We start from the raw sequence: 17,884 nt of genomic DNA on the forward strand, positions 1-17,884 counted from the left end.
AGGAGCCCGACAAATGACTCAGATTGTGAAAATGAAGGGCATGAACAAGTACTTCGGCAAACTGCATGTCCTCAAGGATATTGACCTTACCGTCGAGCAGGGAGAAGTAGTGGTGATTATCGGTGCCAGCGGCTCCGGCAAGTCCACTTTGATCCGCTGTGTGAACGGCCTTGAAGAATATGAATCCGGCGTCCTGGAAGTAGATAACCAGAAACTCGCGCCCAAAGGTGGCAACCAGCAGGCATTGTCGGAAATACGCAAGGAAGTGGGCATGGTGTTCCAGCAGTTCAATCTGTTCCCTCACCTGACGGTACGAAAGAACATCATGCTGGCCCCCATGAAAGTCAAAAAAGCGTCCCAGGTAGTGGCCAACGCCACCGCAGAGCGCTTGCTGGACAGAGTGGGTATCGGCAACCAGGCCGACAAATACCCCAGCCAGTTGTCGGGTGGTCAGCAGCAACGGGTAGCCATCGCCCGGGCCCTGGCCATGGAACCCCGATTAATGCTGTTCGACGAACCTACCTCGGCGCTGGACCCGGAAATGATCGGGGAGGTGCTGGATGTCATGCGGGAACTGGCCAAGGAGGGGATGACCATGATGGTGGTTACCCACGAGATGGGATTTGCCCGGGAAGTCGCAGACCGGGTGATCTACATTCATGAAGGCCAGATTGTCGAGGAAGGCAGGCCCGACGATGTCTTCGACAATCCCCAGAACGAGCGTACCCAGGCATTTCTGTCACGGGTGCTGGCGCACTGACCGCCTCGCACCCGGTTCTTTTGGTCTCGGTAGTTGTCTAAGGCTTACCGAGGCCTGCAATCACGCTCTGGCCAGGCGGAACAGCAATTCCGGCGACAGCCGCTTGACCCAGAGCGCCGCCATTTCCTTGCCCTTGCCTACCGGGATTTCACGCTTTTTCGCTTGAAGCCCTTTGAAGATCACCTCAGCACATTCGTTTACGTCCATGCCACCGGCAATGTCGGCATCTTCCTCACCATAGGCAGAGCCATCACCGGCCAAGGCATTACGGGAAATTTCCGTGCGAATAAAGCCCGGCGTGATGGTGGAAACCTGAACACCCTCGCCTTCCACTTCCGCACGAAGGGCATCAAAAAAGCCCATAACCGCATGCTTGGCGGCGCAATATCCGGTTCTCATGGGGGCGCCGACTTTGCCGGCCACACTGGAGGTGACCGCCAAGTGGCCGGAACCGCGCTCCAGCATGAGGGGCAGTACGGCCTTGGTGAGTGCAATCTGGCCCATCACATCCACATCCATCAGTTTCTGATAGACCGACATATCGGTGTCTTTGCACAAAGAGCGTTGAGACACACCGGCGTTGTTAACCAGAAGATCAATGGTTTCGAAAGTATCCAGAACCGTCTGTACCGCCGTGGGCAACGAGGCCCAATCGGTCACATCCAGCGGGAGCACAAGGACGTCATCAGCAGCCAAACCGGCCTCCCGGCAACGGCTCGCGACTCGCTCCAGTTCACTTGCTCGCCGCGCCGATAACACCAAACGCGCACCCTCTTTTGCATATCGCAGGGCGAGCGCCTCACCAATGCCGGAGGAAGCTCCGGTAATCCAGACAGTTTGTGCAGACATAACCAGTGAGTCCTTGAGTTGTCGATTGTTGTTCTTGCCTAATCTGAACCTGAGACTACACCAGCCCTTGTTCCCTCGCCATAGCCATTGCAGCTTTAGGCCCGGTCCAGAGTGAAGGCAGGATAATCAGGGAAACCGGTATGGCTGTGAGCACAATAAACTGTTGAAGCACCCCGATCTGACCAGCACCCATATACAGCAGAATGGCGGCCATCAGCGCCATCGCGCCTCCCCAGAATACCCGAATCCAGGGGCTGGGCTCATCGTGACCCGCACCGACCATGGCAATGGCGTAACTCATGGAATCGCCGGTAGTAGCAACAAAAATGGTGGTAAGCAAAAGAATTGCTGCGGCCATCCAGGTGCCGCCGGGCAACGCCTGAGCGACGGTCAGAGTGGCAACATCAAAGCGGAAACTGTTCAGCGCATCGGTGAGGTCAAAGGTTCCGGCCAACTGGTGATAGATACCGGAACCGCCCAACAGGGTGAACCAGATAGTCGTAGCGATCGGCGCCAGCAAAGCCACGGCAAGAATCATTTCCCGCACGGTCCGCCCACGGGAAATCCTTGCGACAAAAACGGCCATCAACGGTGTGTAGCCGATGAACCAGGCGAAGAAAAACACGGTCCACCATTTCATCCACCAGTCTGGCGCCGTTTGCGCAGTCATGGTGGCCATGGCGAAAAATGACGTGACATATTCACCCATAGACTGGGTATAGGTGTTTGCCAGGAACAACGTCGGGCCAAAGATAAAAATGACCGCCGCAATGGCCAGCGCAAGCAACACGTTAAAACGGCTGAGCAACTGGATGCCTTTGTGTAGCCCGGTCATCGCGGACGTCATGTAAACGCCCGCCAGTACAATCAGCACGGTCAGCTGCGTGCCATAGCCGTCGGTCACGCCAAACAACTCGTGTAGACCAAAGCTCATTTGCGTGGCAAGAAAGCCTATCGGCCCAACGGTGCCCGCCACCACCGCAATCACACAAAACGCATCAACGATGCCGCCAAGGCGTCCCTGGATAACCTTCTCGCCAAACACCGGATACAACAATGTGCGGGGCTGCAGTGGCTTGCCCTGATCATAGTGGGCTCTGGTCAGAACCAGAGCTGTCAGCGAACCGAGTACCGCCCAGGCCAAAAAGCCCCAGTGAGTAAACGCCTGCGCCATGGCCGGTGCGACTGCCGCCGCAGTCCCCGCCTCGGTACTAAACGCCGGGGGCGTCACCACAAAATGATACACCGGCTCACCGGCGGCAAAGAACACGCCGCCACCGGCCAGCAAGGTACACATGATCATAGATAACCAGCGAAAGCGACCAATCTGGGGGCGGTCAAGGCCACCGACGCGCGCAGCCCCGGCGCGACTGAGCGCCGTTCCGATGGCAACGAAGAATGTCAGCAGCAGAAGTAACTGAAAAAAGGAACCCAGATACTTTGCTGTCCAGGTGAAACCGGCACCAATAACACTGGCCACAGATGCGCTGTTGACGATTGAGGCCCCGACAAAGAACAGGATAAAACCGATGGTAAGGATCAGAACCACCGGATCACTGTCGGCCAGGGCGCTGGATTTGTCCCGTATCTCGGGACCGGATGATGTCGCTTTCATGAGTGATGCCTCTCGAAGAAAAAGCCGCGCAGGCTACAGGAAAGTTCGTGATCTTGCACGAATCAGCTACAAAGTACGCGGCTATGGAGAAAAGGCATCACAACGTAACCGACTTTCCATGTGCTACTTTGTCACGTGGGAATGAACCACAATGTCAAAGACGGTCGTATTGGAAGTTATAAAACACGCTAAGGGAACTGTCTGAAGATGCACTCACCAACTCAAAAAGAGAAAACCGCCACTCAACTCAGCGGACCTTCCGGATCATTACCAAAGCTACTCAGAACCCCCAAACTCGACGAAGGCTCACCAAGCGACAAGCGTGCAGAGATTGCGGCGTATTTCACCAACACGTTCGATGTCTACACTCGGTTGTTCAGCTGCCTGGCCGATGATGCCGGATATTTTCAGAAATCCATCCCTCTGCGACACCCCCTTATTTTTTACCTGGGTCATACCGCAACATTCTTTATCAACAAACTGGTTCTGGCCAAGCTGCTGCCGGAGAGGATTGATCCGCGCATGGAATCCGTCTTCGCTGTCGGCGTGGACGAAATGAGCTGGGACGATCTGAACGACGATCACTATGACTGGCCAAGTGTGGAAGAGGTCATGGAGTACCGGGCGAAGGTCCGCTCTGCCGTACTGGCGCTCATCGACTCGTTACCGTTAACCCTCCCGATCAACTGGGAAAGCCCCTGGTGGCCAATAGTGATGGGGGTTGAGCATGAACGCATCCATCTTGAAACATCATCAGTACTGATCCGTCAGCACGACCTTGCCCGAGTGCAGCCACAACCGGAATGGGCGCCGATTCAGGAGACTGGCGAGGCGCCCGAAAATACGCTGATCACGGTTCCCGCCGGTGAGGTTCGCATTGGCAAGTCCTACAACGACCCCTGGTACGGCTGGGACAACGAATACGGCCATCATCACGCGCAAGTGAGCGAATTCAAAGCCAGCCAGTATCTGGTAAGCAATCAAGAGTTTCTGGAATTCGTTGAAGCAGGTGGTTACCAACAGGACCGGCATTGGAGCGAAGAAGGACTCTCATGGCGGCAGTTCACCAAGGCCAAACACCCGACCTTCTGGTGTTGGCGAAACGGCTGGCATCTGCGCTTGATGACGCAGGAGGTCGAAATGCCCTGGGATTGGCCAGTTGAGGTCAACTACCACGAGGCCAAGGCCTTTTGTGAATGGAAGCGGGAACAGACCGGCCAACCCATTCGCCTGCTCACGGAGGATGAATGGTATCGGTTGTGTTCGGTAGCCGGCGTGTCTGAAGTGGGTGAAGAACCTGCCAGTGGCAACCTGCACCTTGACCATGGCGCGTCGTCTTGCCCGGTAACCAGGTTCCGGCACGGAGAGTGGTTTGATGTAATCGGTAACGTGTGGCAATGGACCGAAACGCCCACCTATCCGTTCGACGAATTCAAGGTACACCCGCTTTACGACGACTTCACAACGCCGACCTTTGATGGCCAGCATAATCTGATTAAAGGCGGTTCCTGGATTTCCTGCGGAAACGAGGCACGACTGGCCGCCCGCTATGCTTTCAGACGGCACTTTTTCCAGCATGCCGGGTTCCGGTACATCGCTTCGGAAGCCGAGGCGGTTCAACCCAATGCGTATTATGAGAGCGACCGTCTTCTGACCGAGTACGCCGAATTCCACTTCGGCGACCGCTGGTTTGGCGTCGAAAACTTCCCGAAGGCCATGGCAGACCTGGCTCTTGAAGCCATGTTGGATAAGCCGACAGTGAAAGCTCTGGATCTCGGTTGTGCATGTGGTCGCTCAAGCTTTGAACTGGCGAACGTTTTCCAAACGGTGGAAGGCGTCGATTTTTCAGCCAATTTCATACGTCTTGGCGTAGAGATGGCCGAACAAGAGTCCATTCGCTACGCATTGGCAGAAGAGGGTGAGCTGGTCAGCTACCACACCCGGGCGCTCAAAGACCTCGGATTGGAGAGCACGGCGAGACGGGTGTCATTTCATCAGGGTGATGCCTGTAACCTGAAACCCCAGTTTACCGGTTACGACCTTGTACTGGCGGCCAACCTGATTGATCGCTTGTACAAGCCGCGACGCTTCCTGGACAACATTCACGAACGCATCAACGACGGCGGGCTGCTGGTGATTGCCTCACCCTACACCTGGCTGGAGGAGCACACACCAAAAGAGGAGTGGATTGGCGGATACAAGAAAGACGGCGAAAACCACACCACCCTGGATGGGTTAAAAGAGCACCTCGGCAAACACTTCAAAATGATCGGGGAGCCTCGGAAAGTGCCGTTCGTCATCCGTGAGACACAGCACAAGTTTCAGCACACCCTGTCTGAGGTTACCATTTGGGAGCGGTTGGCGCGCTGATCAGGGCGCCAACCCGCATCCAAACGGATACTGGAAGGTCACAACAACTGCCGGGTAACCTCATACTCCCGCTCAATCTTTGCGTGGGAGTCCTCGGCCAGGAACTTGGCGACCTTTTTTCCCAGGAAAGGCACATCGCAGTGAACAGACAGGTTCACGTAGTTGATGCAGCGATTACCATTGCCCAGCAAACGCATAATGCCCTTGATTCGAGCTGGCACCCCATCAATCCTTACCCGAAACTCGCAGTGCCACTCGCCATCGTCTTTCTTGAACCAGTGCTCTTCCTGGCGCACCCGGTTCCACTCCCGATGAAAGCTCGCCAGCATGCCCGGTACCGGGGCTGAGGCCATCATTTCCCGCTCAATGACCAGCTTGGCTGCAGCATCGTCCCGTTGCAGCTCAGCGACACGAAGGTTCCGGGAACCGAGCTTCTCGTTCTTTTCAATAATGTGATGCTCACTGAAGAACCGTTCGATGATGTGATCCAGCCCTACCTCATAGGGATGCTCCAGAGTCAGCTCCATAATCGCCTCCTGTTGTGTTGAATTCATTGTTGCTTTAGCCGGCCATCCTCACATTGGCCGCCCGAGCGAGCGTTTCTGGCATGGAAGCCATCCGACTGGTTCACACGCCACCGCTGTTCTGGGTCACACCCAGGCGCTGTTAACCGAGCGTTCCGGGAAGTATCATGGGCGGTCTCAAACAAAATGCCCCAGCCGGGACGACAGGAGAACACGATGCGCAATGCTGATCTGGTCGCACGGGACCTCAAATCCGTGTGGCACCCCTGCACCCAGATGAAAGACCACGAAAGCCTGCCGCTGATTCCCATCAAGCGCGGCGAAGGCGTGTGGTTGGAAGACTTCGAGAGCAACCGGTATATCGATGCGGTCAGTTCGTGGTGGGTGAACCTGTTCGGCCATGCCAACCCGCGCATCAACTCCGCTATCCAGGAACAGATTGGCCAGCTGGAACACGTGATTCTGGCGGGCTTTACCCATGAACCGGTGGTCAACCTGTCTGAACGCCTGATCGAAGTCACACCGGAAGGGCTCAGCAAGTGTTTCTACGCGGATAACGGTTCATCCGCCATCGAAGCCGCCCTGAAGATGAGCTACCACTACTGGAAAAACCTGGGCCAGCCCGGCAAGAAAAACTTCGTCAATCTCAGCAACAGCTACCACGGCGAAACCCTGGGCGCACTGGCACTCGGTGATGTGGCGCTCTATAAAGACACCTATCAGCCGCTGCTGATGGAGGTACTTACTGCCCCCTCCCCGGATGCCTACAACAAGGAACCGGGTGAAACCGACGAAGACTACGCCCTGCGCCAGTTCGAGGCCATGGAAAAACTGCTGGCCGAACGCCACGATGAAATCTGCGCTGTGGTGGTCGAGCCCCTGATCCAGTGCGCAGGCGGCATGCGCATGCATCACCCGATTTACCACACCAAACTGCGGGAAGCCTGCGACCGCTACAACGTACACCTGATTGCCGACGAGATCGCCGTGGGCTTTGGCCGCACCGGCACCCTGTTCGCCTGTGAACAATCCGGCATTACCCCGGATTTCATGTGCCTGTCCAAGGGCCTTACCGCTGGCTACCTGCCGTTGTCCGCCGTACTGACCACCGAAACCGTGTACAACGCCTTTTACGACGACTACGAAACCCTGCGAGCCTTCCTGCACAGCCACAGCTACACCGGCAACCCCATCGGCTGCGCCGTCGCCCTGGCCACCCTGGACATCTTCCGGGACGAAAACGTCATCGAAAACAACCGCCAACTGTCCCGCTGCATGGCCGAATCCGTCGCCCACCTGGCCGACCACCCCAACGTAGGTGACATCCGCCAGCACGGCATGACACTGGCCATCGAAATGGTCAAAGACAAAGCCAGCAAAACCCCGTTCCCCTGGCAGGAACGCCGGGGCCTGAAAGTCTACCAGCATGCCCTCACCCGCCAGGCACTGCTGCGGCCGCTGGGCAACGTGGTGTACTTCATGCCCCCTTATGTCATCACCGAAGACCAGATACGCCACCTGGCACAGGTAGCGACCGAAGGCATCGGCATCGCGGTAAAAGGCTGAGGGCGGCCCATGCGCATACCCAGGATATTCACAGACAGCCCGCTCCAGGCGGGCAGCCTCTGCGAGCTTGACGAAAACGCCGCCAACCACGTGGGCCGGGTACTGCGCATGCAGCCAGGCCAGGAGTTACGCCTGTTCAACGGCGACGGCCAGGACTACACCGCCGCCATCACCCAGGCCGGCAAGAAAAACGTCCAGGTGGAAATAACTGGTGCTGAAACCAACAACACCGAATCTCCCCTGAACATCATCCTGGGCCAAACCCTGTCCAAGGGCGACCGGATGGATTACGCGGTACAGAAAGCGGTCGAAATGGGCGCCACCACCATCGTGCCCCTGACCACCGAACACTCCGATGTAAAACTCAAAGGTGACCGGGAAGAAAAACGCCTGCGCCACTGGCAACAAGTCGCCATCAGCGCTGCCGAACAATGCGGCCGGGCGCGGGTACCGAACATATTGCCAGTAATGACCGTTGCCGAATGGCTGCAATACAGCCAGACAGCCGACCTGCGACTGGTACTCCACCACCGCACCGAGCAGTCGTTGAACACCCTCACCAAGCCGGGCAGCGTTGCCCTGATGATCGGCCCGGAGGGTGGTTTGACCGCCGATGAAATCAACCTGGCAGAACAAAACGGCTTTCTGCCCGTGGCCCTTGGCCCCCGAGTATTGCGCACCGAAACCGCCCCAGTTGCAGCCATTGCTCTGTGCCAGTGGCTGTGGGGAGACATCGGCAGCTGAGGTTTGTGGCCCTGATTGGCAAACCTGCGGGCGTCGCAGTCATTGACAGATCTGGCGGCGGCTAACATTATCCTTGTCTGACAAAAAGCCTGAAGCCATTGCCGATGTTGGCGCAGCTGGTTGCGGAGAGGCTTTCCAAAACCCTGCGGAGCCATGGATGGCGGAGCGGAGCGTACAAGGACGTATTCACAGCGTGTTTTGGAAAGCCTCTCCGCAACCAGCTGCCGGGCACCAAGGACCAGGTAAAAATAAATAGATTCGCGAGCCCAGGATGACAGACCTACTTACCAATCCAGAGTTTTGGCAATACCTCAGCATCCCCGTGATAGCGGCCCTGATCGGCTGGAGCACCAACTGGCTCGCCATCAAAATGACCTTCTACCCCCTGGAATTCATTGGTAAACCACCACTCCTGGGCTGGCAAGGCATCATCCCCTCCAAAGCACGGAAAATGGCCGCCATCAGCGTCGATGCCACCATCTCCAAAATCGGCACCGTCCAGGAAATCTTCGACCAGATCGACCCCAAAGTCCTGGCCGCCCACATCATCTACACCGTCGACCCACGCATCGAAGAATACGTAGACGAACTCATGCTCCGGGAATACCCCACCTTCTGGGAAAACCTGCCAGCATCCGCCCGCAAAATGGTCTACGACAGGGTTCGAAAGTCCACACCACAACTGGTCGACAACCTGGTTGACGACATCTCAGACAACATCGAAGACCTGCTGGACATCAAAGGCATGGTCATCGAACGCCTGGCCCGGGACAAAAAACTGCTTAACCGCATTTTCCTTGAATGCGGCGACGTAGAGTTCCGTTTCATCATCAACTCGGGTCTCTACTTCGGTTTCCTGTTCGGCCTGATCCAGATGGCCGTCTGGTACTTTTACCCCGCCATCTGGGTACTGCCCCTGTTCGGCCTTCTGGTCGGTTGGGCCACCAACTGGATTGCCCTGAACGTGATCTTCCGACCGCTTCATGAACACAAAGTCGGCCCACTTCGGCTCCAGGGCCTGTTTCTCAAGCGCCAGCCAGAAGTTGCCGAGTCTTTCTGTCACATCGTGACCCATGAAATTCTCACCGTGGGCAACATCATCAACTCCATCCTTGAAGGCCCCAAGGGCGGGCGGGCCCGCAACATGGTCAAGAAACACATCAAACCCCTGGTGGATGAAACCGCCGGCATGGGCAAGGCGCTGACCCAGATGGCCTTCGGCCCCACCGGCTTTGCCACCCTGAAAAACCAGGTGGGCGAGAAAGCCATCCAGATCTCCCAGAGCTCCTTCAACAACCCGGTGTTCGAGCAGGACCGTGCCCGCGCAGTGGAATCGATCATGGTTGAGCGGATGATTGCGCTGTCATCGGAAGAGTTCCAGGACCTGCTACGCCCCTGTTTCCAGGAAGACGAAATCAAACTGATTCTGGTTGGGGCTTTCCTGGGCTTCGTCGCCGGTGTGTGCCAACTGGTATTCGTGTTTGGAGAAGCCTTCTTCTGAAGCCACACAAGGCTGTGCAGGGTTGCGTAACGCAACTATACTGAACCGGTGAACGGTCACTTTTAAATACACGTTAAACCGGAGGCAATGGATGCCGGGCTTTTTTTCCTGGATATCAGGCTTGTTTGCAACGCCGCCACCAGCCGCGGCTGCCACCGAGACACGCCTGTTTAACCCGGCGCAAAGTCACAGCCCCGAACAACACGCGTCAGACGCCGTGGTTGTCAAACAACTGGAAGACCACCTGTTCTGCTGGCTGCTTGACGCCTCTCCCGCTATGCTCCGGTCCGAACCCGCCGGGGCAGAACAAATACTGGCCGAGCTGGAGCGCCGCCTGCGCTCCAGTGAAATGGAAGAGCTACCGCGCAGGCCCGGCAGCCTGCCCATGCTGATGCGGGCGTTGTCTAACGAAACGACCGACCGCAAGCAGATTACCGACATCATCCTGAGTGACCCGTCGCTCACAGACCAACTCCTTCAGGTAGCCAACAGCCCCTACTTCCGGCCCGGTGACAACACCATAGAGTCAGTGGATCAAGCGGTGTTTGTCTTAGGGCTGGATGGCATCCGTAACGTCATTTCAGCAGCCGTTATGCGCCCGATGATGGCCGCAAGAAACAGTCGGGAAGCCCTGTTTGCCCAGCGGGCCTGGCGCTGGGGGCTTACCTGCGCCAGATCCGCAGAATTGATTGCCCGCATTCACCGCGACGACACCAGTGCCCATTTCATGGTGGGACTGCTACCGGCACTTGCCTATATCACCATTCGTCGGGAACTGGGACGCATCTGCCGGACACAGAATACGGGCAGCGAGCCAGAGCCAGCAGTTCTGAGGATAGCCCTGATCCGCCATCAATGGACCGCCTGCCAGCTGCTGGCCAATGTCTGGAACCTGCCGCCGAAGTATCATGCCTGGCTGCTCTCGGCAGAGCGCCCGGCGCCTAGGCAGGCACACTCAGCGCTCACCGATGGTTTGTTGTTGGGCACCCGTGAAGTGCTGCGCCATGCCCGCCAACGCAACCTGCCGGAAGACAAGCTGGCTCAGATCGTGCACCTGACACCGGAGCAGGTTACCCCTGTGCGCAAGGCCGTTGTCAGAATGCTGCAGGAAGGCAAAAGCTCAAAAGCCGACGCCTGACACCGTCGAAGCATCCTTGGCGCTGTCTTGGGAATCTTCCCCGCCAGCCAGCAACTCCGCAAAACTGACATCTTCCCGGTGGCCCACCAGATCTCTCAGCTGCACCGGCATGGCACTGCTTGGAAGGCGGTCAACAACCCGGTCCTCATCCCGGCGGATGGTCTGAAGGACGCTTCCAACCGTGATAAGGTGCAATGCCTTGCCGGGTACCAATTGATCACCATTACGCCCCGCCAGACTCAACAGGCCGGCGCGAATCAGCTTGTCACTGATGCTCCGTGTGACCTCCCCAGGTACACGCAGATCATATTCCAGCGCCTCTTGCTGCGGTGCTGGCTGCCCCAGGCTGAACGGCTTGGCCACCATCCACATCAACGCCAGGCCCACCCGCTCCTGCAACTCCGGAGCCAGCTGCACGTTCTGACGCTTGGCCACAGACCCCGGATTCTGCATGTAAAAGGCCAGGCTAGCGCCGAGCAGCAGGATCATCCAGTTCAGGTAGGTCCATATCAGCAGGATTATGCCCACCGCGAAGCCCGAATATATTGCCGCGTACTTGGTCGAATTGGCTACGAAGGACGCAAACAGCATACCCGCCGCCTGCCAGGAAACACCCGCCACCAGACCAGCAATAAACGCATAACGCAGCTTCACGCGGGTATTGGGGATGAACACATAGACAAACGTGAAGGCCCCCACCACCAGGAAAAACGGGGTAAAGCGGCTTACCATCACAATCAAAGAACCGAACGGCTCAATCTCCATGAACCGCTGCACCACGTTGGATGAAAAAATGGTGGCGGTCACACCAATGGCCGACACCATCAGCAGTGGGCCAACCATGATCACGCTCAGATAGTTGCTGAAGCGCTGGGCCATGGATCGCATCTCGGGCACGCGCCAGATCATGTTGAACGAACGTTCGATTTTCTGGACCAGCGAAATGACGGTGTACACCAGCAGTGCCAGACCAACAGAGCCCAACACGCCAACTCTCATGTTATCGACAAAACCCAGGATGCGCTCTGCAACCTCCATGCCCTGGGGGCCCATCGGCTCAAAAAACTGGTATAGCAAGGGCTCCATGCGCTGGTGCACACCCATCGCTTTAAGCACCGAAAAGCTCAGAGCCAGCAAGGGCACAATGCTTAGCAAGGTGGTGTAGACCAGGCTCATGGCGTGAAGGGTCAGCTGCCCGCTGATGACATCCCTAGCCACGGCATACACAGAACGCCCGGTTTTATAGAGCCAGGTCCAGGGCCACTTCTGGGGTGGATTGGGGTTGGCGAGAATCCACTTCTCCGCCGCCTGAAGCCGCTCTTTGGTTTGAATTGATGCCACGCAAGATCCTGCTTGTCAGTGTTTTCTACAGCTTATCAGCCGAAAGCCAGTAAACAAGGGGATTATAGTGGCGCCGCATCCTTGCCAGGCCGGCACGCTGGTGCCAACCGCTCGCAGCAATCCAGTCCCTGGTTAGTTGGCAACGTAGTGCCGGCGCGTCCATCCCCGCATTTCGTCCAGCCGCTGCAGGCGGACAGCTGCCTGGCTGAGGGTTGGGCGAATCGGCGCATCGCCTTCCAGCATGGTCGAGAAGCGGCGCGTCATCAGGTCCCAGAAGCGTTTCATTTCGGGAATATTGGGCATAATTTCGCCACCACGGGCCGACCGGAAGGTGTGATCGATAAATGGGTCCTGACTCAGCGTCTTCACCACCTCAAGGTGGGCGACCGCTCCCAGTGGTTTGTCATCATTGACTGCGTGAAGCCCCTCCTCCGTCAGCAGATAATCCTCAATAAATTGCCGGGCAAGATCCTGATTCGTGGAAACCGCACTGATGCCTGCAGCCAACACCCCCACGAACGGCCGGCCCACTGTGCCCTCCACTGTGGGCACATCGGCGATACCGACATCGATCCCGGAGGCCCGTAGCTCGCTCCAGGCCCAGGGACCATTGATGATCATGGCCACCTTTCCGGCCTTGAAGCCTTCCATCATGGTTCCATAGTCGGTATCCCGTGCCAGCACCCCCTGTTCCAACAGCCCGCGAATGCCGGCCACGGCGCGAATCGCACCGTCTGTGGCGACCCCCACATCAGACAGGTTGTATACGTAGTCATCAACACCAAAACTGTAGCCGCCGGAACCGGCAAAGATCGGCCAGGAAAAATAGACATTGCGATAATCCCAGGCGATGCCCTGGATATCCTTGCCGGCCAATTGTCGGTGTACCTCTGCCACCTGCTCCAGAGTGGTCGGCGGTTCGGACACCAGTTCCCGGTTGTAGAGCAGGCTCACCACCTCCATGGCGATAGGGTACCCGTAGACCCGTTCACCAACCGACACCGACTGCCAGGCAAATGGGGCAATCTCGTCACGGACAGCACGGGAAGGTTCAATAGCCGCAAGGTGGCCTTCATTAATCCAGCTACCAAAACGGTCATGGGGCCAGATGATGATATCGGGCGCCTTGGCAGTGTAACCATAGTGATCATACTGGGTGGTGAGGTCATCTGGCGTTTCAACGGTCACGGGCACGCCGGTTGCGACCTCAAAGCGCTTGCCGACTTCGGCAAGCCCCTGATACCCCTTATCGGAATTTATCCAGATCAGCAGTTCGCCGCGTTCAAACGCCTGCACGGCATGGGATTGGAAAAACAGGCAGACCAACACTGCCAGAGTGGTTCGGATCATCGCGCGTAGCCCTTTTGTTGTTATTCGGGTTTTGCGCCATGAGAGCAGATTACGTCAACGATCGCGTCATACACCTGCCATAATCCAAGGGGTGAACGAGGGGGCGTAAGTTCTCCGCCCCCGGCAGGAACCTACCGTGCAAGATTGCCCGCAGTGATCTCCACAATCCGCTGACGGGCCTCACGACTGGCCCAGGCGGAGTGGGGAGTCAGAATCAGGTTCGGAATGTCCCCTGCCAGCAGTGGATTCCCGTTACGTGGCGGCTCCTCAGTCAGCACATCAAAGCCGGCCCCGGCAATCTCGCCTCTACGCAGGGCCTCCGCCAGCGCCGTTTCATCTACAAGACCTCCCCGACTGGTGTTGACCAGCAGCGCTGTGGGTTTCATCAACCCCAGTTCCCGCTCACCAATCATATTCCGGGTGTCATCGGTCAGCAGGCAGTGCAGAGACAGTACGTCGGCCTGCGCCAACAGGTCGTCCAACGGAACCCGGGAATAGCCATCGACCTCCCCGGGCTGCTGACCCGGCCGACAACCCAGCACAATGTTCATACCAAAGGCCTTTGCCCGTTCCGCCACGCCCTGGCCCAGGTCGCCATAGCCGACAATGCCCAGGGTTTTGCCCTCCAGCTCCATAATCGGGTAGTCCATCAGGCAGAACATATCACTCTTGCCCCAGGTGCCGTTTCGGGCATCCCGGTTGTAATCCAGCAACCGCGTAGCCAGCGCCAATATCAGCGCCATAGTATGCTGGGCTACCGTGGAACGGCCATAGTTGGTCACGTTCATCACCGTGATCCCATGCTCCTTTGCGGCCGCCCGGTCAATGTTGTTCAGCCCCGTGGCCACCACCGCAATCGTCTTCAGCTCCGGGCAGGCGTCGAAGTGCTCCCTGCCCAGCACCACCTTGTTTACCAGCACCGTATCAAAACCCTGAATCCGCTCCACAACCTGCTCGGGCGCGGTTCGGTCATAACAGGTCAGGCCACCGGTCACCTGCTCTAGCGGCGACAGATCCACATCACTGCCAAGGGTTAGGGTATCCAGAAAGACCGCCTTCATACTTTTCTCCCAACTCATGATCGGCACAGATTAAGGTAGACTGGGTAAAACGAGCAAATTCAGGGAGGCAAACCATGGAACACGAATTCTGGCACGAACGTTGGGAAAAGAGCCAAATCGGCTTCCACGAAGGCACGGTAAACCAGTACCTGCACGATCACTGGCCGGAACTGGCCGGCCAGGGCACCGAAGCCGTGTTCGTGCCCCTGTGCGGCAAAGCCCATGACATGTGGTGGCTCCACGACCGTGGCCACCCCATCATCGGCGTGGAACTCAGCGACATCGCCTGCAAGGATTTCTTCGAAGAGGCCGGCGAAAAAGCCAAGGTCCATCCGGGCGAGCCTTTCACCACCTTCAAACACGACGACCTACAAATCTGGTGCGGCGACTTCTTTCAACTGGTGCCGGATGATCTCAAACACATCCGACTGGTCTACGACCGCGCAGCGCTCATCGCCCTGCCCCCGGAAATGCGCAAAGGCTATGTGGACCACCTGACCGCCATCATCCCGGACGGCACCAGAATCCTGCTGATCACCCTCGATTACGACAGCAACGAAATGCAAGGCCCTCCCTTCAACGTCAGCGACGAGGAAGTGTTCCAGCTGTATAGCGAGGACTACGAAGTTAACCACGTACTGAAGCGCGACATGGCCCACGACAACCCCTTCGCCAAAAGAAGAGGCCTGAGAAACGGCGCCGCAGAAAGCGTGTTTACACTGACGAAGAAGTAAAGGCCCACCGCAGTCCAAAGGCTGGGGCCCCCTCCGAAGCCCTGATCGACGTATGCCGGGGCGGATTTTTTAGATCAAACTGAATGTCTGAGCAAAGCGAGTTTCAGTTTGATCTAAAAAATCCGCCCCGGTGTACGTCAGCCCTAAAATCCGATACGCCCCGTAACATAATTTAATGAACCTAAGGTGAACCCCACCTGTCCAACCCCCGAACTCTGAACTAAGCTCAGAATAAGCAGGCCGGAAAGCTCCGGATAACGTATACCTGTTTAACAGAACCATCCCATCAACCTATTAACCAGAGCACACCGCCCGGACCGGCGGCGTTTCAGCAACGGGGATATTGCGTGAGTTAAAGCGGTTTTATAACAAGCAAGAGCAAGCGAGGGGCCATCTATGAGCATTCTGCAGCACTTCAAAGACCGGTATGCATCCACTCAGGAGGAAGAATACTCCCTTGAGGAATACCTGGAGATCTGCAAAAAGGACCCAACAGCCTACAGCACCGCCGCCGAGCGAATGCTGATAGCCATCGGCGAGCCAGAACTGATCGACACCTCCCGTGACCCTCGCCTGTCACGCATATTTTCCAACAAAGTCATCAAGCGATACCCGGAATTCTCCGAGTTCTACGGCATGGAAGAAGCCGTGGAAAACATCGTGTCGTTCTTCCGCCACGCCGCCCAGGGCCTGGAAGAGAAGAAGCAGATCCTTTACCTGCTGGGCCCGGTGGGCGGCGGCAAATCCTCCCTGGCGGAAAAACTCAAGGCACTGATGCAGAAGGTGCCGTTCTATGCCATCAAGGGCTCGCCGGTCAACGAGAGCCCCCTGGGCCTGTTCGACCCGGACGAAGACGGCCCGATTCTGGAAGAAGAGTACGGCATTCCCGGCCGCTACCTGAAAAACATCATGTCGCCCTGGGCGGTAAAGCGACTGCACGAGTATGGTGGCGACATCAGCCAGTTCCGGGTGGTTAAACGCTACCCTTCGGTGCTCGACCAGATCGGGGTGTCCAAGACCGAACCCGGTGATGACAACAACCAGGATATTTCGGCGCTGGTGGGCAAGGTCAATATCCGCATGCTGGAAGACTACTCCCAGGACGACCCGGACGCCTACAGCTTCAGCGGCGGCCTGTGCAAAGCCAACCAGGGGCTGATGGAATTTGTGGAGATGTTCAAGGCCCCCATCAAGGTGCTGCATCCACTGCTGACCGCCACCCAGGAAGGCAACTACAACACCACCGAAGGTATGGGTTCCGTGCCGTTTGACGGCGTGATCCTGGCCCACTCCAACGAATCCGAGTGGCAGACCTTCCGCAACAACAAGCACAACGAAGCCTTCCTTGACCGGGTATACATCGTCAAGGTGCCCTATTGTGTGCGGGTTACCGAAGAAATCGAGATCTACCGGAAGCTGCTGAAAAACAGCTCCCTGTCCGGCGCCCCCTGTGCCCCAGACACCCTCGACATGCTGGCCCAGTTCTCGGTGCTGTCACGCATCAAGGATCCGGAAAACTCCAGCATCTTCTCCAAGATGAAGGTGTACGACGGCCAGAGCATCAAAGACACCGATCCAAAAGCCAAGTCCATCCAGGAATATCGGGACGCTGCCGGTGTGATGGAAGGCATGGACGGCTTGTCTACCCGCTTCGCGTTCAAGATTTTGTCCAAGGTGTTTAACTTCGACACCACCGAAGTGGCGGCCAACCCGGTACACCTGCTGTACGTGCTGGAAAAACAGATCGAGCAGGAACAGTACCCGTCTGAGATTCAGGAAAAATACCTGCGGTTCATCAAGGAATACCTGGCACCGCACTACGTGCAGTTCATCGGCAAGGAAATCCAGACCGCCTATCTGGAAAGCTACAGCGAATACGGCCAGAACTTGTTCGACCGTTACGTGACCTACGCCGACCTGTGGATACAGGACCAGGAGTTCCGGGACCCGGAAACCGGGGAAATTCTGGACCGGGGCTCCATCAACGACGAGCTGGAAAAGATCGAGAAGCCTGCGGGCATCAGCAACCCGAAAGACTTCCGCAACGAAGTGGTCAACTTTGTGCTGCGGGCCCGGGCCAACAACCAAGGCCAGAATCCCAGCTGGCTCAGCTACGAGAAACTGCGCAGCGTGATCGAGAAGAAGATGTTCTCGAACACCGAAGACCTGCTGCCGGTGATTTCCTTCAACCCGAAAGCCAGCCAGGAAGACCAGAAGAAACACAAACAGTTTGTGGAACGCATGGTCGAACGTGGGTACACCGAGAAACAGGTCCGCTTGCTTGCCGAGTGGTATCTGCGTGTGCGTAAGTCCCATTAACGGCCAGCGGGA

General features: G+C 57.2%; 14 protein-coding genes. 8 read left to right on the forward strand and 6 right to left on the reverse strand.

Annotation, left to right across the window (positions count from 1 at the left end; all coding sequences use genetic code 11):
• Window positions 1-13 precede the first annotated feature (13 nt).
• Window positions 14-760 (forward strand): amino acid ABC transporter ATP-binding protein, encoded by a 747-nt coding sequence (locus QUE75_RS15315; RefSeq protein WP_058092726.1) that lies wholly within the window; start codon window positions 14-16, stop codon window positions 758-760.
• A gap of 60 nt (window positions 761-820) precedes the next feature.
• Here the strand turns inward: QUE75_RS15315 and QUE75_RS15320 are convergent, their stop codons facing one another.
• Both QUE75_RS15320 and QUE75_RS15325 read right to left on the reverse strand, forming a co-directional pair.
• Window positions 821-1,609, reverse strand: a complete 789-nt coding sequence (locus QUE75_RS15320) for an SDR family oxidoreductase (RefSeq protein WP_286251457.1) — start codon at window positions 1,607-1,609, stop codon at window positions 821-823.
• Between the two features lie 55 nt (window positions 1,610-1,664).
• Entirely contained in the window at window positions 1,665-3,224 is a 1,560-nt protein-coding gene (locus QUE75_RS15325; RefSeq protein WP_286251458.1) for a BCCT family transporter, read from the reverse strand.
• 207 nt (window positions 3,225-3,431) lie between these two features.
• Here QUE75_RS15325 and ovoA point away from each other — a divergent pair, with 207 nt between their 5' ends.
• The gene (gene ovoA / locus QUE75_RS15330) at window positions 3,432-5,594 is read left to right on the forward strand and encodes a 5-histidylcysteine sulfoxide synthase (protein ID WP_286251461.1); all 2,163 of its coding nucleotides are present in this window, start codon (window positions 3,432-3,434) and stop codon (window positions 5,592-5,594) included.
• A 38-nt stretch (window positions 5,595-5,632) separates the two neighbouring features.
• Here ovoA and QUE75_RS15335 read toward each other — a convergent pair whose 3' ends face one another.
• A complete protein-coding gene (locus tag QUE75_RS15335; protein WP_106694771.1) occupies window positions 5,633-6,121 on the reverse strand; it encodes a DUF2505 domain-containing protein in 489 nt (162 codons plus the stop codon).
• Between the two features lie 213 nt (window positions 6,122-6,334).
• Between QUE75_RS15335 and QUE75_RS15340 the strand changes: the two genes are divergently transcribed.
• From QUE75_RS15340 to QUE75_RS15355, 4 genes are all read left to right on the forward strand, one after another.
• Window positions 6,335-7,684: an adenosylmethionine--8-amino-7-oxononanoate transaminase gene (locus QUE75_RS15340; RefSeq protein ID WP_230713812.1), complete on the forward strand. Its 1,350-nt coding sequence runs from the start codon at window positions 6,335-6,337 to the stop codon at window positions 7,682-7,684.
• A gap of 9 nt (window positions 7,685-7,693) precedes the next feature.
• The gene (locus QUE75_RS15345) at window positions 7,694-8,428 is read left to right on the forward strand and encodes a 16S rRNA (uracil(1498)-N(3))-methyltransferase (RefSeq protein ID WP_286251467.1); all 735 of its coding nucleotides are present in this window, start codon (window positions 7,694-7,696) and stop codon (window positions 8,426-8,428) included.
• A 271-nt stretch (window positions 8,429-8,699) separates the two neighbouring features.
• Window positions 8,700-9,929 carry a DUF445 domain-containing protein gene (locus QUE75_RS15350; protein WP_072678147.1) on the forward strand — a complete coding sequence of 410 codons (1,230 nt, stop codon included), beginning with the start codon at window positions 8,700-8,702 and terminating at the stop codon, window positions 9,927-9,929.
• A 91-nt stretch (window positions 9,930-10,020) separates the two neighbouring features.
• Complete coding sequence (locus QUE75_RS15355) at window positions 10,021-11,067, forward strand: HDOD domain-containing protein (RefSeq protein WP_106694768.1); 1,047 nt, start codon at window positions 10,021-10,023, stop codon at window positions 11,065-11,067.
• Here QUE75_RS15355 and QUE75_RS15360 read toward each other — a convergent pair.
• The 3 genes from QUE75_RS15360 to QUE75_RS15370 all read right to left on the reverse strand — a co-directional run bounded on the left by QUE75_RS15360 (window position 11,050) and on the right by QUE75_RS15370 (window position 14,819).
• Window positions 11,050-12,408, reverse strand: coding sequence for a YihY/virulence factor BrkB family protein (locus tag QUE75_RS15360; protein WP_106694767.1), 1,359 nt, complete (start codon window positions 12,406-12,408; stop codon window positions 11,050-11,052). The two genes, QUE75_RS15355 and QUE75_RS15360, sit on opposite strands and share 18 nt — an antisense overlap.
• 132 nt (window positions 12,409-12,540) lie before the next feature.
• A complete protein-coding gene (gene malE, locus QUE75_RS15365; protein WP_286251473.1) occupies window positions 12,541-13,758 on the reverse strand; it encodes a maltose/maltodextrin ABC transporter substrate-binding protein MalE in 1,218 nt (405 codons plus the stop codon).
• A 131-nt stretch (window positions 13,759-13,889) separates the two neighbouring features.
• Window positions 13,890-14,819, reverse strand: a complete 930-nt coding sequence (locus QUE75_RS15370; protein ID WP_286251475.1) for a D-2-hydroxyacid dehydrogenase — start codon at window positions 14,817-14,819, stop codon at window positions 13,890-13,892.
• Between the two features lie 74 nt (window positions 14,820-14,893).
• Between QUE75_RS15370 and tmpT the strand changes: the two genes are divergently transcribed.
• Both tmpT and QUE75_RS15380 read left to right on the forward strand, forming a co-directional pair.
• Window positions 14,894-15,553, forward strand: a complete 660-nt coding sequence (tmpT, locus tag QUE75_RS15375; RefSeq protein WP_072676465.1) for a thiopurine S-methyltransferase — start codon at window positions 14,894-14,896, stop codon at window positions 15,551-15,553.
• 396 nt (window positions 15,554-15,949) lie between these two features.
• Window positions 15,950-17,872 (forward strand): PrkA family serine protein kinase, encoded by a 1,923-nt coding sequence (locus tag QUE75_RS15380; RefSeq protein ID WP_286251479.1) that lies wholly within the window; start codon window positions 15,950-15,952, stop codon window positions 17,870-17,872.
• The last annotated feature ends 12 nt before the right edge of the window (window positions 17,873-17,884 follow it).

It is taken from the genome of Marinobacter shengliensis (assembly GCF_030297115.1).
Lineage (GTDB): Bacteria > Pseudomonadota > Gammaproteobacteria > Pseudomonadales > Oleiphilaceae > Marinobacter > Marinobacter shengliensis.